The following is an 18,613-nucleotide window of genomic DNA, read 5'->3' as shown; positions in this document are numbered from 1 at the left end:
CGGCCGTGGCCGGCGGCGGGCCGCGCGCCGCGGCATTGCCCGGGCTCGGCTGGGGCGTCGCGCTGCTGGTGGCGCTCGCGGCGGCGGGCGGGATGACGTTGTCCGCGCGCCACGCGGACACCGACCGCACGGTCGACGAACTCGTCTCGAGCCACGTGCGGGCCGACCTGTCGGCGCGCGACATCGACGTGATCTCGACCGACCGGCACACGGTCAAGCCCTGGTTCAACGGCCGGCTCGACTATGCGCCGCCGGTCGAGGATCTCGCGGCGAACGGCTTCGCGCTGGTCGGCGGCCGGCTCGACTACGTCGGGCGGCGCCGTGTCGCGGTGCTCGTCTACCGCTACCGGCAGCACGTGATCGACGTGTACGTGCGGCCGGCCGGGGAAGGGCCCGCGGCACCGTACACGACCGTGTCGCAGGGTTATGCGCTCGACCGCTGGGACGCGGCCGGGATGACGTGGTGGGCCGTGACGGACGCCGAGCCGTCGGCGCTCACGGCGTTCAAGGCTGCGCTCGACACGCGGCTCTCCGGCACGCGCAGCGAGTGACGGCGCGACGCCTGTTGCGCCCGGTGCGTGTCCGGCCGACTACCTTCAGACCCCGGTAAAACGAACCGACGGGCGGCCGCGCGCGCCGGCTCGCCCGTTCAAGTCGTTGAAAACATGGCCGAATCCGCGCGCCAATCGTTGATTGGCCTTGCATGCGCCCCGTAACCGGGTTAGAATCTTCGGCTTCTCACTTGCCACACCGGTTCAGACGCCCGGGTGGCTTTAATCCACAAGGAGTGTGTAATGCGTCATTACGAAATCGTCTTCATCGTGCACCCGGATCAAAGCGAGCAAGTGCCCGCGATGATCGAGCGCTACAAGTCCACGATCACGTCGCACGGCGGCCAGATCCACCGTGTCGAAGACTGGGGCCGTCGCCAGCTGGCCTACATGATCGAGAAACTCGCGAAGGCTCACTACGTCTGCATGAACATCGAGTGCGACCAGACGACGCTCGACGAACTCGAACACGCGTTCAAGTTCAACGACGCCGTGCTGCGTCACCTCATCGTCAAGATGAAGAAGGCCGAAACCGGCCCGTCGCCGATGATGAAGGAAGTTCAGCGCGAAGAAGCCAAGAAGGCGGCTGCAGCTCAGCCGACCGAAGCGCAGGCTTAAGTTCGTCATTCATTAAGCCATCAAGGAGCGCGTCACTCTCGTGAACAGGTTGCAATTGACGGCGAGCGTCGTCGAACGCGCACCGGTGCGATATACGCCGGCAGGTGTTCCGATTGCTAGCGCCACATTGCAGCACCGCACGGAAGTCGTCGAAGCAGGCATCCCCCGCCAGGTCGAAATGACGATTGAGGCAGTGGCGGCCGGTGAGGCGAGCGGCAGGCTGGAAAGTCGTGAAATGGGCGTCGAAACGCTGTTCACGGGCTTCCTGGCCAAGAAAAGCCGTAACGCGAGAACCTTGGTGTTTCACATCACAGCATTGCAGGACATTGGAAAGGACTGAAATCATGCCCCGCCCGACTGGTAAGAAATTCGACAAGCGTCGTCAGCAACAAAACCCGCTCTTCAAGCGCAAGAAGTTCTGCCGTTTCACGGCTGCAGGCGTCGAGCAGATCGACTACAAGGACACGGAAACGCTGAAGGACTTCATCGGCGAAAACGGCAAGATCACGCCGGCTCGTCTGACGGGTACGAAGGCGCACTATCAGCGTCAGCTGGATACGGCCATCAAGCGTGCGCGTTTCCTCGCGCTGCTGCCGTACACCGATCAGCACAAGGCGTAATCAGGCGACGCAATAAGGAGAATTCGAATGCAAATCATTCTGTTGGAAAAAGTCGCCAATCTGGGCAACCTCGGCGATATCGTCAAGGTCAAGGACGGTTACGCTCGCAACTTCCTGATCCCGAACCGCAAGGCTCGCCGTGCAACGAAGGAAGCGATCGCCGAATTCGAAGTGCGCCGCGCTGAACTCGAAAAGATCGCCGCTGAAAAGCTGGCGGCATCGCAGGCAGTCGGCGAGAAGCTGAACGGCCAGTCGTTCGAAGTCACGCAGAAGTCGGGCGTTGACGGCCGTCTGTTCGGCTCGGTCACGAACGGCGACGTCGCAGAACTGCTGAAGAAGGCAGGCTACGAAGTCGAGAAGCTGCAAGTTCGCATGCCGGAAGGCCCGCTGAAGATGATCGGCGAGCACAACGTCCAGGTCGCGCTGCACACGGACGTCGTCGTCGACGTCACGATCAACGTGATCGGCGACCACGCGTAAGCGTACGCAAGCTTTCCGGGCGGCTTCCGTCGTCCGGACAAGGGCAGGCGCCCGGGCAACCGGGGCCTGCCTTTTTTATTGTCCGATCGCTGGCGGCCGGTATGGCGTCGTCCTGTGTAATTCGCGATAATCCCAACCCATGAACGCGCCGCAAGATCCTCAAATCGAATCGCTGAAAGTCCCGCCGCATTCGGTCGAAGCCGAGCAATCGGTGCTCGGCGGGCTGTTGCTCGACAACGCGGCCTGGGACCGGATTGCCGACTTCCTGTCGCAGGGCGATTTCTACCGCTACGACCACCGGATCATCTACGAGCACATCGGCCGCCTGATCGCGTCGACGCGCCCGGCCGACGTCGTGACCGTGTACGAAGCGCTGACCACGTCCGGCAAGGCCGACGACGTCGGCGGGCTCGCGTACCTGAACGCCCTCGCGCAGAACACGCCGAGCGCCGCGAACATCCGCCGCTATGCGGAAATCGTGCGCGACCGTGCGGTGCTGCGCCGGCTCGTGTCGGTCGCCGACGAAATCTCGGCCGACGCATTCAACCCGCAGGGCAAGGAAGTCCGCCAGCTGCTCGACGAAGCCGAATCGAAGGTGTTCTCGATCGCGGAAGACGGCGCGCGCGGCAACCAGGGCTTCCTCGAGATCGGTCCGCTGCTCACGCAGGTCGTCGAGCGTATCGACACGCTGTACCACACCGCGAACCCGAGCGACGTCACGGGCACGCCGACGGGCTTCGTCGACCTCGACCGGATGACGTCCGGGATGCATGGCGGCGAACTGATCATCGTCGCAGGGCGTCCGTCGATGGGTAAGGCGCAGCCGCTCGATGCACGCGTCAGGACACTGGCGGGATGGAAGCGGATGGGCGAGCTGGCGGTCGGCGATGCGCTTGCTTCTGTCGACGGCGGCTCGTCGGTCGTGACGGGCATCTTCCCGCAAGGCGAGCGCCAGGTGTATCGGGTTCGCTTTTCCGATGGTCGCTCGGCCGAATGCTGCGACGAGCACCTTTGGTGCGTCCATTTCCGCGAGTGGGAGAAGCCGCGCGTGCTGTCGACGGCGGAGATCCGCACGTTGCTGACGCGCGAGCGGTACCGGAACCGGTTGTGGGTCGACATGCCGAGCGGTGAGTTCGGTCATCGCGACGCGCTGCCGGTCGATCCGTGGGTACTCGGCGCGCTACTGGGTGACGGTGCGCTCGGCGGTACCGCCGTGCGTTTCAGCGTGAAGGCCGAGGAAACATTGAACCGGATGCGTACGCGCGTCGACGCGTCGCTCGAACTCGAATATGCGGGTCAGTACGACTGGCGCATTAAGCGTCGGCCATCGACGGCAGAGGCCCGACCTTCCGTCAACCCGCTCAAAGCTGCGCTCGAGCAGCTCGGTGTGTGGGGGAAGACGAGCTACGACAAATTCATCCCGCGCATTTACCTCGATGCGGACAAGGATGCCCGACTCGACCTGCTGCGTGGACTGCTCGATGCCGACGGCTGGGTCGAGTCGTGGGGCACGGTGCGCTATTCGACCGCCAGTGCGCAGTTGGCGAACGATGTGTGCGAACTGGCACGTTCGATCGGCGCGTGGTGCCAGATAACCGAAAAGGCGACCAGCTTTACGGTCGACGGCGAACGCACGGCCGGCGCGACGGCCTACATTTGCACGATCAGTCATCCGGATCCGCAGAGCCTGTTCCTGTTCGAGGGCAAGCGCGAGCGGCTCACGGGCGGGCGTACGCGCCGGAAGATGCCGGTTATCACCGGCATCGAGCCGACGCGCCGGACAGCGACGCAATGCATTTCGGTCTCGCATCCGTCGCGGCTGTACGTGACCGACGATTACGTCGTGACCCACAACACTGCGTTCTCGATGAACATCGGCGAATACGTCGCGGTCGAGTATGGGTTGCCGGTCGCCGTGTTCTCGATGGAAATGCCGGGCACCCAGCTTGTGATGCGTATGCTCGGCTCGATCGGCCGGCTCGACCAGCACCGGATGCGGACGGGTCGCCTGACGGACGAGGACTGGCCGAAACTGACGCACGCGGTGCAGAAGATGAGCGAGGCGCAGCTCTTCATCGACGAGACGGGCGGTTTGAACCCGATGGAACTGCGCTCGCGCGCTCGGCGTCTTGCGCGGCAATGCGGCAAGCTCGGCCTGATCATCGTCGACTACCTGCAGCTGATGTCGGGTTCGTCGCAGGGCGAGAACCGCGCGACCGAAATTTCGGAAATCTCGCGATCGCTGAAGAGCCTCGCGAAGGAGCTCGACGTGCCGGTGATCGCGCTGTCGCAGCTGAACCGCGGCCTCGAACAGCGCCCGAACAAGCGCCCGGTGATGTCCGATTTGCGCGAATCAGGCGCAATCGAACAGGATGCTGACGTGATCCTGTTCATTTACCGCGACGAAGTTTACAATCCGGACAGCCCCGACAAGGGCACGGCCGAAATCATCATCGGCAAGCAGCGTAACGGTCCGATCGGCCCCGTTCGGCTCACGTTCCTGGGGCAATACACGAAGTTCGATAATTTTGCAGGGGCGCAGACGTTCTACGGCGAGTAAGGCCGATTGTAAAGTCCTAAATCGCCAAACGTTGTATCCAATCCCGGCGCGCGCATGTGCGCGCGTCGCGTCACGACCGAAACCGGTACAATGTCGCCCGTTTTCGTGACAGTAGTTTGACAATCTCTCAGGAATCCCATGTTCGGTCGATTCATGCCCACCGAGGGCAAGTTCTTTGAACTCTTCAACGCGCACGCGAAGCACATCGTTTCCGGTGGCCGCGAGCTCGAACTGCTGATCGACAATCTCGCCGACGCCGAGATTCACAAGCAAAACGTGCAGACCGCCGAGAAGGCCGCCGACAAGCTCACGCACGAGGCGATCGATCTGCTGCACAAGACTTTCATCACGCCGCTCGATCGCGACGAGATCCACAAGCTGATCACGACGATGGACGACATCCTCGACCTGATGGAAGACGTCGCAACGGCCGTGTCGCTGTACGACGTGCGCTCCGTCACGTCCGAGGCGAGCCAGCTCGCGCATATCGTCACGCAGTCGGCCCAGCATGTGCAGCAGGCGGTCGGGTTGCTGTCCGACATGAAGCAGTCGGCACAGATCCTCAAGCAGTGCGAGGAGATCGACCGCTGGGAGTCGGAGGCCGATCGCGTGCTGCGCGCAGCGATGTCGAAGCTGTTCCGCGAGGAAGACGACGTGAAGACGCTCATCAAGCTGAAGGCGATCTACGAGTTGCTCGAAGAGATCACCGACAAGTGCGAGGACGTCGCGAACATCATCGAAGGCATCGTGCTGGAAAACGCCTGAGCGGACCACGATGCATTCGATACAACTCGCCCTATGGATGGTCGCGACGCTGGTGCTCGTCGCGCTCGTATTCGACTTCATGAACGGCTTTCACGACGCGGCGAACTCGATCGCCACCGTCGTGTCGACCGGGGTGCTGAAACCCCAGCAGGCCGTCGTGTTCGCGGCCGCGTTCAACGTGATCGCGTATTTCATCTTCCACCTGAAAGTCGCGCAGACCGTCGGTAAAGGCACGATCGATCCCGAGATCGTCGACCACTACGTCATCTTCGGCGCGCTGGTCGGTGCGATCGGCTGGAACGTGATCACCTGGTACTACGGGATTCCGTCGAGCTCGTCGCACGCGCTGATCGGCGGCCTCGTCGGCGCGGCGCTCGCGAAGTCGGGCTGGAGCTCGCTGAACATCGACGGGCTGCTGAAGACCGTCGCGTTCATCTTCATCTCGCCGCTGCTCGGTTTCATCCTCGGTTCGCTGTTCATGCTCGGGGTGTCGTGGCTGTACTTCCGTACCGCGCCCAGCAAGGTCGACCGGCGTTTCCGCCGGCTGCAGCTGCTGTCGGCCGGCCTGTACAGTCTCGGCCACGGCGGCAACGATGCGCAAAAGACGATCGGCATCATCTGGATGCTGCTGATCGCGAGCGGCTACGCATCGGCCACCGCCGATGCGCCGCCTGCGTGGGTGATCGGCGCGTGCTATCTGTCGATGGGGCTCGGCACGCTGTTCGGCGGCTGGCGCATCGTGCGCACGATGGGCCAGAAGATCACGAAGCTCAAGCCGGTCGGCGGGTTCTGCGCGGAAAGCGGCGGGGCGATCACGCTGTTCATCGCGTCGTTCCTCGGCATTCCGGTGTCGACCACGCATACGATCACCGGCGCAATCGTCGGTGTCGGCGCGACGCAGAAGCTGTCGGCCGTGCGTTGGGGCGTGGCCGGCAACATCGTGTGGGCGTGGGTGCTGACGCTGCCCGCAGCCGCGCTGTTCGCGGCCGGCGGATGGTGGCTCGGTCACCAGATCTTCTGATCGTCCGCAGCCAGATCGACCTGAAATGCGCCGCAAGCCGAAAGGCTGCGGCGCATTTTCTTTTGGAGCGGGGATGGGCGACGGAACGGGCGGGGCGGCGGCAGATGCCGCCAACGTGAATTACCGTCGGGGGGGGCGGGCAATCGGTCAGTAACTTCCGTTCGCGAATCGCGCAATCGGATCGTCTGCGGTGCTGGTACGCGGGCTGACGGGCGCCGATTGCGTTGACGCACGCAATACCTGCACGGGGGCCGGCTCGATACTGCGCGGAGATGCGGACGCAGTGGCGGGCGGCGGTTCGGCATCGAATGCGGCGGCCTGGGCGGCCGTCAGCGCCGTCGTCGGAATCTGCGTGCCGGACTCCGCCGACGCGGTCGGTGCTGCATTGGCCGTCATCGCGCTCATGCCGTCATTCACCGACGTCGCCTGTTGCCGGGCGGCCTGCATGCGCGTCGGCGGCGGTTCGTACGGATCGGCGGCCGGGGCCGCAGGTGCAACCGCAGCGGTCGTCACAATCGGCGCGGCCGGGACCACCGGAGCAGGCGCGGGCGCCTGCGTCACTCGCGCTTGCGGCGAAGCATAGGCGGGCGGCCGCGACGCAGCGGCCGTCACGACCACCGGAGCCGGCGCAGCCGCCGGCGGGTTGCGGGGCTCGTCGCGTTTCGCCTCGTAGGTCGGCGCATCGAACGGCGTCGGTGCCGTGCGCGGCGGCGCGACACGGCGAATGCCGTCGAAACGCTTGGCCCAGTACGGGTTCGTCAGGTAGTCGAGCCGCACGGTGCCGCCCGTCGACGGCGCGTTGACGAAGCGCAGCTTGCCGACATAGATGCCGACGTGCGAATGCGGCCGCCCGGTCGTATTGAAGAAAATCAGGTCGCCGGGGGCGATCTCGTCGGGTTCGACCGACACGCCGCGGCCGCTCATGTCGGCGGTCGTGCGCGGCAGGTTCACGTCGGCCGCGCGGCCGATCACGTAGCGCACGAGCCCGCTGCAGTCGAAGCCGCTCGTCGGCGTGTTGCCGCCCCAGCGATACGGGACACCGACGAGGCTCATCGCCTGGATCGAGATTTCTTCCTGGCCGACGCTGTGATCGACGAATTTCGGGAAATTGGCGGGCGCGGGGAACGCGCGCGGCGTCGTGATCTTCATGCCCGACGCGGGACGCGATGCCGACTGCGGCGGCACGCTGGAGCAGGCCGCAAGCAGGGAGACGACGGCAACGGGAACCCAGATTCGAAGCATGGCAAGGCGGGCGAGCGCGGCGCGCTCGCGAATCGTATGACAACAGACAGACCCGATGGTAGACGCTCCGGCGGGGCTTAAGCAACCATTCTTGAGAATTTACTTGAAGTTTCGCGCGTAAACTGCGTTGTTGCGTGACGAAGCGTTACTTTTGTCTTCGACCCCAAATAAAAACGGCGCTCCGGAAACGGAGCGCCGTGTGGCGTCGACAGCCGGCCGACGGGCCGGCTTGCGGTGTTACAGGATGTCCGACGCGTAGTCGGCGAGCCGCGAACGTTCGCCGCGCGCGAGCGTCACGTGGCCGCTGTGGCCCCAGCCCTTGAAGCGGTCGACGACGTAGGTCAGGCCCGAGCTGCCTTCGGTCAGGTAAGGCGTGTCGATCTGCGCGATGTTGCCGAGGCACACGATCTTCGTGCCGGGGCCCGCGCGCGTGACGAGCGTCTTCATCTGCTTCGGCGTCAGGTTCTGCGCTTCGTCGATGATCAGGTACTTGTCGACGAACGTGCGGCCGCGCATGAAGTTCATGCTCTTCACCTTCAGGCGCGAACGGATCAGCTCCTGCGTTGCAGCCCGGCCCCATTCACCGGCCGCGTCGTCGGTCTTCTGCAGCACTTCGAGGTTGTCGTCGAATGCACCCATCCACGGCTGCATCTTCTCTTCCTCGGTACCGGGCAGGAAACCGATATCCTCGCCGACGGGCACGGTCGCGCGCGTCACGATGATCTCGTTGTAGCGCTTGTCGTCGAGCACCTGCGCGAGGCCGGCCGCGAGCGCGACGAGCGTCTTGCCGGTGCCGGCCTGGCCGAGCAGCGTGACGAAGTCGATCTCGGGGTTCATCAGCAGGTTCAGCGCGAAGTTCTGCTCGCGGTTGCGCGCCGTGATGCCCCACACGTTGTTCTTGTGGTGGCTGTAGTCGCGCAGCGTCTGCAGCAACGCCGTCTTGCCGTTCAGCTCGCGGACGATCGCATGGAACGTCGGCTCGCCGTTCTGCGGCTCGAGATAGACGAACTCGTTGACGAGCATCGACGCGACGAGCGGGCCCGTCACGCGGTAATACGTGGTGCCCGTCTTCGTGTCCTGCCAGCTCTCCATGCCCTTCGCATGCTTGGTCCAGAAGTCCTGCGGCAGTTCGCGCACGCCGGTGTAGAGGAGATCCGAATCCTCGAGCACCTGGTCGTTGAAGTAGTCTTCCGCGGGCAGGCCGAGCGCATGCGCCTTGATCCGCATGTTGATGTCTTTCGACACCAGCACGACCTGACGGTCGGGCCGGTCGCGCTGCAGCGCGCGCACGACACCGAGGATCTGGTTGTCGGCCTTGCCTTCGGGCAGGCCCTCGACCGGCGCGATGTCGGCGAGCTTCGTCTGGAAGTACAGGCGGCCGAGCGCCTCGCGGCTGCCGAGGCGCGACAGCGGAATGCCGTCCGAGATCGGGCCGCCGTCGGCGACGAGCGCGTCGAGCGTGCGGCTGACCTGGCGTGCGTTGCGCGCGACTTCCGACATCCCCTTCTTGTGGTTGTCGAGTTCCTCGAGCGTCATCATCGGCAGATAGACGTCGTGTTCCTCGAAGCGGAAGAGGCTGCTCGGGTCGTGCATCAGCACGTTGGTGTCGAGCACGAACAGTTTCTGCAGTTCGGCTTCGGCGGGCTTGCGGCTGCGCGACTTCGTCGCGGCGCCGGCGTCGCGCGCGGGCGCGGCGGCCGGTTTGCCGGCGGCCGGCTTGTCGTTGCGTGCGACGACCGGCGCCGCGGGTTCGACGGGCGCGGGCATCGGCTGCAACAGGGCGGCTGTCTGCCTGGTCTTGCGGCCGCGTGCGGGTGCGGCGTCAGGCGCCGAAGACGCGACGGCACGCAGCGGCGCGGCCGTGTTCGCGGCTTCGATCATCGGTTGGGCCACGCTGGCCGGACCATAGTCACCGGCTGTGGATGCGTCCCCTTCGGCGGATTTCTTCGCGGCTTTCGCGGGCCGCGCTTTCGCCTTGTATTCGTCGGGCGGCAGCAGGCTGCCGAGCTTGCTGGGGGGGGTAGGCAAAGGCATGGTGTCCCTCGGGAGGAATCGTGTCGCATGGCGTGCGCCGCTGATCGCATCCTGCGTGACGTAGACGCATGCAGTTTGCGCGCGGTGGCGCACAGGAAGTTCGTCTAGCCGGTTCGCCTAAGTGTCGATCAGCTCCTCGATGCGGTTAGGGCCGGACCGGGAGGGCCGGCGCGCAATCCATAAAAAAAGCCGCTGCCCCGTCGACAGGGACATGCGGCTCGGCTGGTACCGTCGTGATGCGCGTCAGGTGCCGGGAAGCATCGCAACGGGCACCGGCGCAGCTACGAGAAATATGGGGCGAACTGGCATTCATTGCGGCCCAATATAACGCGCCTCAAAGCGCTTGTACAGCCTTTAGCACGTCGTCCACGTGACCCGGCACCTTGATGCCGCGCCATGCCTGACGGAGCACGCCGTCGGCGTCGATCAGGAACGTCGAGCGCTCGATTCCGCGCACTTCCTTGCCATACATTTTCTTCATCTTGATGACATCGAACAGCGCGCACAGCGCTTCGTCGGCATCGGAAATCAGCGGGAACGGCAGTTCGAGCTTTGCCTTGAAATTGTCATGCGAGCGCAGGCTGTCGCGCGATACGCCGATGACTTCCGCACCGGCTTTCTTGAACTTCGGATAGAGATCGCGGAACTGCAGCCCTTCGGTCGTGCAGCCCGGCGTGTTGTCCTTCGGATAGAAGTACAGGACGAGCTTCTTGCCTTTCAGGTCGGACAGCGAAATGTCGCCGCCCGTGGCCGGTGCGGTGAAATCGGGAACTTGACGGTCAACTTCGACAGACACGTGTTTCTCCTGTTGTTATGGAAAGGCGCCGCTACGGCGGCGCGGTGCGGCAGGGCGTCGCGGCAGCGCGTGGCAACGGCGCTGCGGGCGACGCCGGCTCGCGCGAACTCAGTCGGGCTGGACGATCAGTTCGCCGGAGCGGCCGGGGATTTCGCCCCACGTGACAGGGTACGATGGCAGCGAGTCGCGGTCCAGCGTCGCGTGGTAGTCACCCATCGTCGCAAACGTGTGGCCTTGCGCACGCCAGCCGGCGAGCAGCTGCTCGAACACGGGCGCGAGCTTCTGGCCTTCCAGTTCCGCATGCAGCGTGAACACCTGGTCGTGCGGATTGGTTTCGGTGAACTTGAGGATATGTGCGGCGACGTTGTGCGTGTCGACGCCGTCGATGCCGAGCACTTCGTCGAGCGTCGGCAGCGTGGTCGGCATCTGCACGTGCGACAGCGTGCGGCCGCCGACGACGGGCAGGTACGGCGAATGGCCGCGCCCGTCGGATGCATAGCGCATCCCCCATGCGTCGATCTGCTCGAACGCGGCATCGTTCATCTGCCAGCCGGCCGCGCCGTGCGTGACGGGCGGCGCGCCGAAGATCTCGATGAAGCGCGCGTGACTCTTCTGCATTTCACGCGCGGTCCAGTCGCGATCGCGCTCGCGGACGTTGTCCTGCCAGTACACGTGATCCCACGTGTGGATCCCGCATTCGAAGCCGGCTTCGTGAATCGCGCGCATGTCGGCGATCGCACGGCGGCCGATGTCGGGGCCCGGCAGCAGCACGCCGTACATCAGCTGCTTCAGGCCGTAGTGCTCGACCACCGACGTGCGCGACACCTTCTTCAGGAAGCCCGGGCGGAACACGCGCCGCAGCGCCCAGCCCGTGTGATCGGGCCCGAGGCTGAAGAGGAAGGTCGCGCGCGCACTGAAGCGGTCGAAGATGCGCGCGAGGTTCGGCACGCCTTCGCGCGTGCCGCGCAGCGTGTCGACGTCGATCTTGAGGACGATACGAGCCAAGCGAACGTCCCGGTCAGCCTTGCTGTTCGACGAGCGCGCGCGCGTCGGCGACGTGGCCGCGGTACGCTTCGAAGATGTTGCGCAGCGCGTCGTCGAACGTCGCCTGCGGCGCCCAGCCAAGCTCCTGCATCGTGTTGTCGATCTTCGGCACGCGGTTCTGCACGTCCTGGTAGCCGTTGCCGTAGTAGGCGCCGGACGTCGTTTCGACGAGCTTCACCTGCTTGGCCGAATCGGCGTACTCGGGGTATTCCGCGGCCAGTTCGAGCATCTTGTGCGCGAGTTCGCGAACCGAGAAGTTGTTCTTCGGATTCCCGATGTTGTAGATCTTGCCCGACGCGACGCCGTCCTTGTTCTCGATGATCTTCATCAGCGCGCTGATGCCGTCGCCGATGTCGGTGAACGCGCGCTTCTGCGAGCCACCGTCGACGAGGCTGATGTTCTCGCCGCGCACGATGTGGCCGAGGAACTGCGTGACCACGCGCGAGCTGCCTTCCTTCGGCGTGTAGATCGAGTCGAGGCCCGGGCCGATCCAGTTGAACGGACGGAACAGCGTGAAGTTCAGGCCTTCCATCCCGTAACCCCAGATCACGCGGTCCATCAGCTGCTTCGAGCACGCGTAGATCCAGCGCGGCTTGTTGATCGGGCCGTAGGTGAGGGCCGATGCGTCCGGATCGAACTGCTCGTCCGAGCACATGCCGTAGACCTCGGAGGTCGACGGGAACACGAGGTGCTTGCCGTACTTGACGGCCGAACGCACGATCGGCAGGTTCGCCTCGAAGTCGAGTTCGAACACGCGCAGCGGCTGCTGGACGTAGGTGGCGGGCGTCGCGATCGCGACGAGCGGCAGGATCACGTCGCACTTCTTCACGTGATACTCGACCCACTCCTTGTTGATCGTGATGTCGCCTTCGAAGAAATGCATCCGCTCGTGGTTGACGAGGTCGCCAAGCCGATCGGTCTGCATGTCCATGCCGAACACTTCCCAATCGGTGGTTTCAAGAATGCGCTTCGACAGGTGATGGCCGATGAAGCCGTTCACACCCAGGATCAGGACTTTTTTTGCTTTCATGAATGACGGGAAGAATGAATGAACTGCGCGAATTCCGCGGGCGTCACGACGGTTTCGCTGCCGTCGCGCTGCTGCCACAGCTCGAGAATGGATAGGGCGCGGCTGTCGCCGCAGACGCCGAATAGCGCATTATCGCTTACGTGCAGGCCGGGCGGCAAATCCGCCGCGGCCGCCGCCGCCGCGCTGCCGGGCGCCGCGAGGCGCGCGCGCGCGATCACGAAGCGCGCGCCGTCGACGTCGGTGAACGCGCCCGGATACGGGGGCGCGACCGCGCGCACCAGGTTGTAGACCTGCGCGGCCGGCTTCGACCAGTCGACGCGGCCGTCTTCGGGCTTGCGCCCGCCGTAGTAGCTGCCGGTCGACAGATCGTTCGGCAGATGCGGCGCCTCGCCCGCGAGCAACGCGGGCAGCGCGCGCCAGAGCGTCTGCTCGGCGGCTACCGTGACCTTGTCGAACACCTGCGTGGCCGTGTCGTCCGGCAGGATCGGCACCGCGGTCTGGCCGACGATCGCGCCCGCGTCGGGCTTTGCGGCCATCTCGTGCAGCGTCGCGCCGGTTTCGGTCTCGCCGTTCAGCACGGCCCAGTTGGTCGGTACCCGACCCCGGTATTTCGGCAGCAGCGAACCGTGCATGTTGTACGCGCCGCGCGGCGCGATCGCGAGCAGGTCCACCGGCAGCATGTGACGGTAGTAGAACGAGAAGATGAAATCGGGCTGCGCATCCGACACCGCGCGGCGCAGTGCCGGATCAGCGGGATCGGCCGGCGTGAGCACCGGAATGCCGTGCTCGGCCGCGACGGACGCAACGCTGCCGAACCAGATGTTCTCGTTCGGGTTGTCCTCGTGCGTGACGACGAGCGCGACGTCGACGCCGCGTGCGAGCAGCACCTGCAGGCACCGCACGCCGACGTTGTGATACGCGAAGACGACCGCGCGCGGCTTCATTGCGCGGCTCCCGGGTGCTTCGCGGCGGCCGGAACCGCCGGCACGCCGTCGTGCTGTTCGAGCACGGCCTGGATCAGGTAGCGCGGACGGGCGCGCACCTGCTGGTAGATGCGGCCGACGTACTCGCCGAGCAGGCCGAGCGCGAAGATGATCACGCCGAGCAGGAAGAACGTGATCGCGAACAGCGTGAACACGCCTTGCACTTCCGCGCCGACGATGAAGCGGCGCACCAGCAGCAGCACGAACAGCGCGGCGGAGCCGAGCGACAGGATCACGCCGATGAACGACAGCCACTGCAGCGGCACGACCGAGAAGCCGGTCACGAGGTCGAAGTTCAGCCGGATCAGGCTGTACAGCGAATACTTCGATTCGCCCGCGAAGCGTTCCTCGTGCGCGACCTCGATTTCGGTCGGCTTCTGCGCGAACGTGTACGCAAGTGCGGGGATGAACGTGTTGACTTCGCCGCACACGTTGATCGTGTCGATGATGCGGCGGCTGTATGCGCGCAGCATGCAGCCCTGGTCGGTCATCTTGATGCGCGTGATGCGCTCGCGCAGCCGGTTCATCATCTGCGACGCCTTGCGCCGCCACAGGCTGTCCTGGCGCTGCTTGCGGATCGAGCCGACGTAGTCGTAGCCCTCGCGCATCTTCGTGATCAGTTTGCCGATTTCCTCGGGCGGGTTCTGCAGGTCGGCGTCGAGCGTGATGACGATCTCGCCGCGCGACTGCGCGAAGCCCGCGAGGATGGCCATGTGCTGGCCGTAGTTGCCGTTGAGCAGCACGATGCGCGTCGTGTCGGGCCGTACGTGGAACTGATCGGCGAGCATGGCGGCCGAGCGGTCGCGGCTGCCGTCGTTGATCAGGATCACTTCGTATGACGTGTCGAGTGCGTCGAGCGCCGGATACAGCCGCGCGAACAGCGCGGCGAGGCCGTCTTCCTCGTTGTACACGGGGATGATGACCGATACTTCGGGCCGGCCGGCGTCCAGGTGCCCGGCGCCCGGATGCCCGGCGCGTGCTTCAAGGTGACTCATGTACGCTTATTTTCCGTATTGTTCGCAAATCTGATTGATGGCGTCGACCACGCGACGCACGTCGTCTTCCGTCATCTGCGTGAACAGCGGCAGCGTGACGGTCGACGCGCCGTACCGTTCGGCGTGGGGGAACATGCCCTCCTTGAAGCCGCGCGCACGGTACAGCGTGAAAAGATGGATCGCCGGGTAGTGGATGCCCGTGCCGATGCCGCGTTCCTTGAGCTGCGCCATGAATTCGGCGCGCGTGATCGTCAGCCGCTCGAGCGGCAGCGTGATCAGGAACATGTGCCAGTTACTGTTCTCGAAATCGGCAACCGGCAGGCCGACGCCGAGCTTCACGGCCGCGCTGCCGTCGAACGCGTCGAAATACGCGCGGGCGAGCACGCGGCGCTGTGCGGTGAAGCGGTCGATGTGCGGCAACTGGCCGAGGCCGACGCGGGCGGCGACGTCGGTCAGGTTGTACTTGCCGCCGAGCACGTCGCAGTCCATCCCGTCGAAGCCGGTGCGCGTGATGCCTTGCAGCCGGTACTTCTGCGCGAGCGTTGCCTCGTCCTCGTTGTTCAGCACGAGCGCGCCGCCTTCGATCGTCGTCAGGTTCTTGTTCGCGTGGAAGCTGAACGACACGATGTCGCCGATCGCGCCGATGCGCTTGCCGTTCCATGTCGAGCCGAACGCTTGCGCGGCGTCTTCGATCACGCGCAGCTTGTGCGCGCGCGCGATCGCGTACAGGCGGTCCATGTCGACCGGCAGGCCGGACAGGAACACCGGGATGATCGCCTTCGTGCGCGGCGTGATCGCCTGCTCGAGCTTGTCGAGATCGATGTTGCGCGTGACGGGATCGATGTCGGCGAACACGGGCGTCGCGCCCGTTTCGATGATCACGTTGCTGGTCGAGACCCACGACGCCGGCGTCGTGATCACCTCGTCGCCGGCGCCGACGCCCGCGATGCGCAGGCCGATCTCGAGCGTGCAGGTGCCCGAATTGAACACGCGGACCGGACGGCCGCCGCAGTACTCGGACAGCGCTGCTTCAAACTTCTGGCTCTGCGGGCCGGTGGTGATCCAGCCCGAGCGCAGCACGTCGACGACGCCCTGGATGGTTTCCTCGTCGATTTCCGGTCGGGTGAACGGCAGAAACGGAGCGGTTGTCTGGCTCATGAACGCGTTGGCCTGTAATGGCGTGTAATAAAAGGGTCGGGCGATCCCGCCCGAAACCGGCATTAAACACCGGTTGGCGGATTCGTACCGTGATTTTTTGTAGGCGGACGCTTAACGCCGCGGGGCGTGCTCAGCTGCGCGCGAGCACGAGCACGCCGATCAGGATGATGCCGATGCCGATGAGCCGCTGGACCGACAGCACCTCGCCGAACAGGTACCAGGCCGCGAACGCGTTGACGACGTAGCCGAGCGACAGCATCGGGTACGCGATCGACACGTCGACCCGCGACAACCCGAGAATCCAGACGACGACGCTCAGCACGTAGCAGCCGAGGCCGCCGATGATCGGCAGCTGGGTCGCGATCTTCAGGCCGACCGGGAGGATGTTCGCACGGCTGAATTCGAAGTGCCCAACGGCGTTGACGCCGGCTTTCAGCAGAAGTTGCGCGACGGCGTTGAGCATCACGCCGGTGACGATGCAGACGAGTGAAACGGGATTCATGCGATGGGCGTCCTTACGATTGCGGTTTCTCGACGATCACGCGGCGGTTGTCGCGCGCGATCACGCGCATCGGCACGCCTTCCTTGACCAGCGCGTCGTACTGGCCGGGCGGCATGATCGCGAGCGCATGGGTTTCCTGCTTCCAGCGCGTGATCCATTCGCCGACGGTCGGAATCCACTTGTTCGGCTCCATCGAGATCCCGAACGCGAGCTCGTCCTGGCGCTGGACCATGATCGTCGTGTGGCCCATATAGAACGGGAACGTGTGGTCGAGCATCTCGATCGAGTAGAACGGCGTGTCGGACGGCAGTTTCGCCAGTTCGGCGCGCACGGCAGGCGCGAGCAGCGCGCCCGAGCTGTAGCGGCCGAACTCGTCGTGCCCGGTGCCGCCGATCGTGCCGAACGCGAGCCACGCGGCGCCGAACGCGGCGATCGCGGCGGCCACGCCGGTGCGGCGGTTCAGCCACGCGGCTGCGAGCGTCAGCGCGGCCGAGACCGCGAGGCCCGCGTACAGCCACATCTGGAACGCGCGGTACAGCGCGTTCGGCGTGCGGGCATCGCCCAGGTACGCGAGGAAGATGATCCCGAACGCCGCGGCGACGAAGAACACGAGGTAGCCGAGCAGGTGGCGGCGGAACCGGTCGGCCGACATCAGCGGCAGGTACGCGCCGATGATCAGCGCGAGCGCCGGCGCGACCGGCAGCACGTACGAGATCAGCTTCGAATGCGACGTGCTGAAGAACAGGAAGATGAATGCGCTCCAGATCAGCAGCACGAGCATCGGCGAGAAGCCGTTCGGCTGGCGCGGCATCCGCAGCGCGTGGCGGATGCTCTGCCACGCGACCGACAGCCACGGCAGGAAGCCGACCAGCAGCACCGGCACGAAGTAGTACAGCGGGCCCGGGCGGTTCTGTTCCGGGGTCAGGTACCGGCGGAACTGCTGGACGATGAAGAAGAAGTTGAAGAATTCGGGGTTGCGCTGCTGGACGAGCACGAACCACGGCGTGACGATCGCGAAGAAGATCACGAGGCCGCTCACCAGGTACAGGCGCTTCCACAGCGCCCAGTCGCGCGCGATCAGCGTATAGAGCACGAGCACGGCGCCGGGCAGGATCAGGCCGACGAGGCCCTTGGACAGCACCGCGAACGCCATCGCGGCCCAGCACGCCCACATCCAGCCGCGCGTCGCGGCCGGGCGCAGCCCGGGCCGCTGCGCGAGCAGCAGCGAGCAGAGCGACAGCGCCATCCAGAACGCGAGCCCCATGTCGAGCGCGTTGAAGTGCCCCATCAGGTTCCAGTACGGCGAGCTCGCGAGCACGACGGCCGCGAGGAAGCCCGACAGCGGATTGAACAGGCGCGCGCCGGTGTAGCCGACGAGCAGCACGCCGGCGAAGCTCGCGACGGCCGTGTAGAGGCGCGCCTGCCATTCGCCGATGCCGAACCACGCGAACGTGAGCGCATTCAGCCAGGTCTGCAGCGGCGGCTTCTCGAAGTACTTGTAGCCGTTGTAGCGCGGCGTGATCCAGTCGCCGGTGACGAACATCTCACGCGCCATTTCCGCGTAGCGGCCTTCGTCGCTCGGGATCAGGTGGCGCAGCCCGAGCGGCGCGAACCAGACGATCGCGAGCGCGACGAGCAGGAGGACGAGCGTGATGCGATTGAGCGGTAGCCTCGACGGCGTATCGTTCATGGATTTTCAGCCTGTTGGTTGTTGTGACGGGCCGCCGGCGGGTGGCGCCGGAGGCGGGCGGCCTCGCCGGGCCGATCGGAGGGATCGACCCGCTGCGCCGGCCCGAGTTTTACCGCATCGGGGATTAACGTTCAATTAAGAGCGCGGCGGCAACTTTGCGGCCCTCGGCCATCAGAATGTTGTAGGTGCGGCAGGCCGCCTGGAAATCCATCGTCTCGACGCCGATCCGCTTCGCCGTGAGCGCCGCGACGAGCCGCGGGTGCGGGAAGCGTAGCCGCGCGCCGCTGCCGAAGATCACGAGTTCGGGCGTCGGGTCGAGCAGCATCGCGAAATGCTCGGGCGCGAGCGCGTCGAACGACGACACGGGCCATGCCTGGACCGGCGCGCCGGGCAGCACGATGACGCTCGTTTCATGGCGTTCGAGATTGACGTCGACGTAATCGGGGCCGTAGCCGGTGACGGTGTTGAGCGCGCCGCTCGTGTCCTGGTGCAGTTTCAAATCGGTATTCCGCGGTTCCGTAGGG

General features: G+C 65.2%; 18 protein-coding genes and 2 pseudogenes. 9 read left to right on the top strand and 11 right to left on the bottom strand.

Features of this window, described 5'->3' with window-relative positions; all coding sequences use genetic code 11:
• The 8 genes and pseudogenes from BLA15945_RS30565 to BLA15945_RS30530 form a co-directional block, all read left to right on the top strand.
• Window positions 1-551 (top strand): annotated as a pseudogene (locus tag BLA15945_RS30565) (anti-sigma factor); the annotation flags it as partial.
• Window positions 552-794: 243 nt separating this feature from the next.
• Window positions 795-1,169 carry a 30S ribosomal protein S6 gene (gene rpsF, locus BLA15945_RS30560; protein ID WP_004193673.1) on the top strand — a complete coding sequence of 125 codons (375 nt, stop codon included), beginning with the start codon at window positions 795-797 and terminating at the stop codon, window positions 1,167-1,169.
• Between the two features lie 40 nt (window positions 1,170-1,209).
• Window positions 1,210-1,509, top strand: coding sequence for a primosomal replication protein N (priB, locus tag BLA15945_RS30555; protein ID WP_034188684.1), 300 nt, complete (start codon window positions 1,210-1,212; stop codon window positions 1,507-1,509).
• Window positions 1,510-1,513: 4 nt separating this feature from the next.
• On the top strand, window positions 1,514-1,789 hold the full coding sequence (rpsR, locus tag BLA15945_RS30550; protein ID WP_006486248.1) for a 30S ribosomal protein S18: 276 nt from the start codon (window positions 1,514-1,516) through the stop codon (window positions 1,787-1,789).
• Between the two features lie 27 nt (window positions 1,790-1,816).
• The gene (gene rplI, locus BLA15945_RS30545) at window positions 1,817-2,269 is read left to right on the top strand and encodes a 50S ribosomal protein L9 (RefSeq protein WP_059233968.1); all 453 of its coding nucleotides are present in this window, start codon (window positions 1,817-1,819) and stop codon (window positions 2,267-2,269) included.
• A 139-nt stretch (window positions 2,270-2,408) separates the two neighbouring features.
• Window positions 2,409-4,829, top strand: coding sequence for a replicative DNA helicase (gene dnaB / locus BLA15945_RS30540; protein WP_059233969.1), 2,421 nt, complete (start codon window positions 2,409-2,411; stop codon window positions 4,827-4,829).
• A 138-nt stretch (window positions 4,830-4,967) separates the two neighbouring features.
• Complete coding sequence (locus tag BLA15945_RS30535) at window positions 4,968-5,594, top strand: DUF47 domain-containing protein (RefSeq protein WP_034188683.1); 627 nt, start codon at window positions 4,968-4,970, stop codon at window positions 5,592-5,594.
• 10 nt (window positions 5,595-5,604) lie between these two features.
• Entirely contained in the window at window positions 5,605-6,615 is a 1,011-nt protein-coding gene (locus BLA15945_RS30530; protein ID WP_059233970.1) for an inorganic phosphate transporter, read from the top strand.
• Between the two features lie 147 nt (window positions 6,616-6,762).
• On the opposite strand, the gene BLA15945_RS30525 is transcribed toward BLA15945_RS30530, so the two are convergent.
• Together BLA15945_RS30525 and BLA15945_RS30520 are read right to left on the bottom strand one after the other, a co-directional pair.
• A complete protein-coding gene (locus tag BLA15945_RS30525; RefSeq protein ID WP_059233971.1) occupies window positions 6,763-7,857 on the bottom strand; it encodes a C40 family peptidase in 1,095 nt (364 codons plus the stop codon).
• 237 nt (window positions 7,858-8,094) lie between these two features.
• Entirely contained in the window at window positions 8,095-9,891 is a 1,797-nt protein-coding gene (locus BLA15945_RS30520) for a PhoH family protein (protein ID WP_059233972.1), read from the bottom strand.
• Here BLA15945_RS30520 and BLA15945_RS37975 point away from each other — a divergent pair.
• Window positions 9,787-10,040: pseudogene (locus BLA15945_RS37975) on the top strand (hypothetical protein); the annotation flags it as partial. The gene BLA15945_RS30520 and the pseudogene BLA15945_RS37975 overlap by 105 nt on opposite strands.
• A 185-nt stretch (window positions 10,041-10,225) precedes the next feature.
• On the opposite strand, the gene BLA15945_RS30515 reads toward BLA15945_RS37975, so the two are convergent.
• The 9 genes from BLA15945_RS30515 to BLA15945_RS30475 form a co-directional block, all read right to left on the bottom strand.
• A complete protein-coding gene (locus tag BLA15945_RS30515; RefSeq protein WP_034207483.1) occupies window positions 10,226-10,687 on the bottom strand; it encodes a peroxiredoxin in 462 nt (153 codons plus the stop codon).
• A gap of 108 nt (window positions 10,688-10,795) precedes the next feature.
• Window positions 10,796-11,692: a polysaccharide deacetylase family protein gene (locus BLA15945_RS30510; protein ID WP_059233973.1), complete on the bottom strand. Its 897-nt coding sequence runs from the start codon at window positions 11,690-11,692 to the stop codon at window positions 10,796-10,798.
• Window positions 11,693-11,705: 13 nt separating this feature from the next.
• Window positions 11,706-12,761 (bottom strand): bifunctional UDP-4-keto-pentose/UDP-xylose synthase, encoded by a 1,056-nt coding sequence (locus tag BLA15945_RS30505; RefSeq protein WP_059233974.1) that lies wholly within the window; start codon window positions 12,759-12,761, stop codon window positions 11,706-11,708.
• Window positions 12,758-13,705 carry a formyltransferase gene (locus BLA15945_RS30500; RefSeq protein WP_174994140.1) on the bottom strand — a complete coding sequence of 316 codons (948 nt, stop codon included), beginning with the start codon at window positions 13,703-13,705 and terminating at the stop codon, window positions 12,758-12,760. The genes BLA15945_RS30505 and BLA15945_RS30500 overlap by 4 nt, the downstream gene beginning before the upstream one ends.
• Complete coding sequence (locus tag BLA15945_RS30495) at window positions 13,702-14,739, bottom strand: glycosyltransferase (protein WP_174994139.1); 1,038 nt, start codon at window positions 14,737-14,739, stop codon at window positions 13,702-13,704. The genes BLA15945_RS30500 and BLA15945_RS30495 overlap by 4 nt, the downstream gene beginning before the upstream one ends.
• 6 nt (window positions 14,740-14,745) lie before the next feature.
• Entirely contained in the window at window positions 14,746-15,897 is a 1,152-nt protein-coding gene (locus BLA15945_RS30490) for a DegT/DnrJ/EryC1/StrS family aminotransferase (protein ID WP_059233977.1), read from the bottom strand.
• Window positions 15,898-16,027: 130 nt separating this feature from the next.
• Entirely contained in the window at window positions 16,028-16,399 is a 372-nt protein-coding gene (locus tag BLA15945_RS30485) for an SMR family transporter (protein WP_059233978.1), read from the bottom strand.
• Between the two features lie 13 nt (window positions 16,400-16,412).
• Window positions 16,413-18,089 (bottom strand): glycosyltransferase family 39 protein, encoded by a 1,677-nt coding sequence (locus BLA15945_RS30480; protein WP_174994138.1) that lies wholly within the window; start codon window positions 18,087-18,089, stop codon window positions 16,413-16,415.
• Between the two features lie 124 nt (window positions 18,090-18,213).
• A complete protein-coding gene (locus BLA15945_RS30475) occupies window positions 18,214-18,588 on the bottom strand; it encodes an Mth938-like domain-containing protein (protein ID WP_012328660.1) in 375 nt (124 codons plus the stop codon).
• Window positions 18,589-18,613 lie beyond the last annotated feature (25 nt).

The sequence above is a fragment of the Burkholderia arboris genome, assembly GCF_902499125.1.
Lineage (GTDB): Bacteria > Pseudomonadota > Gammaproteobacteria > Burkholderiales > Burkholderiaceae > Burkholderia > Burkholderia arboris.
The sequence above is the reverse complement of the archived record's forward strand: the minus strand, read 5'-3'. Positions and strand labels throughout refer to the sequence as shown.

What these genes read in the sequence shown, in the direction of transcription:
- rpsF (WP_004193673.1), top strand. Translation starts at nt 795, where the DNA reads ATGCGTCATTACGAAATCGTCTTCATCGTGCACCCGGATCAAAGCGAG.
- rpsR (WP_006486248.1), top strand. Translation starts at nt 1,514, where the DNA reads ATGCCCCGCCCGACTGGTAAGAAATTCGACAAGCGTCGTCAGCAACAA.
- rplI (WP_059233968.1), top strand. Translation starts at nt 1,817, where the DNA reads ATGCAAATCATTCTGTTGGAAAAAGTCGCCAATCTGGGCAACCTCGGC.
- dnaB (WP_059233969.1), top strand. Translation starts at nt 2,409, where the DNA reads ATGAACGCGCCGCAAGATCCTCAAATCGAATCGCTGAAAGTCCCGCCG.
- BLA15945_RS30535 (WP_034188683.1), top strand. Translation starts at nt 4,968, where the DNA reads ATGTTCGGTCGATTCATGCCCACCGAGGGCAAGTTCTTTGAACTCTTC.
- BLA15945_RS30530 (WP_059233970.1), top strand. Translation starts at nt 5,605, where the DNA reads ATGCATTCGATACAACTCGCCCTATGGATGGTCGCGACGCTGGTGCTC.
- BLA15945_RS30525 (WP_059233971.1), bottom strand. Translation starts at nt 7,857, where the DNA reads ATGCTTCGAATCTGGGTTCCCGTTGCCGTCGTCTCCCTGCTTGCGGCC.
- BLA15945_RS30520 (WP_059233972.1), bottom strand. Translation starts at nt 9,891, where the DNA reads ATGCCTTTGCCTACCCCCCCCAGCAAGCTCGGCAGCCTGCTGCCGCCC.
- BLA15945_RS30505 (WP_059233974.1), bottom strand. Translation starts at nt 12,761, where the DNA reads ATGAAAGCAAAAAAAGTCCTGATCCTGGGTGTGAACGGCTTCATCGGC.
- BLA15945_RS30500 (WP_174994140.1), bottom strand. Translation starts at nt 13,705, where the DNA reads ATGAAGCCGCGCGCGGTCGTCTTCGCGTATCACAACGTCGGCGTGCGG.
- BLA15945_RS30495 (WP_174994139.1), bottom strand. Translation starts at nt 14,739, where the DNA reads ATGAGTCACCTTGAAGCACGCGCCGGGCATCCGGGCGCCGGGCACCTG.
- BLA15945_RS30490 (WP_059233977.1), bottom strand. Translation starts at nt 15,897, where the DNA reads ATGAGCCAGACAACCGCTCCGTTTCTGCCGTTCACCCGACCGGAAATC.
- BLA15945_RS30485 (WP_059233978.1), bottom strand. Translation starts at nt 16,399, where the DNA reads ATGAATCCCGTTTCACTCGTCTGCATCGTCACCGGCGTGATGCTCAAC.
- BLA15945_RS30480 (WP_174994138.1), bottom strand. Translation starts at nt 18,089, where the DNA reads ATGAACGATACGCCGTCGAGGCTACCGCTCAATCGCATCACGCTCGTC.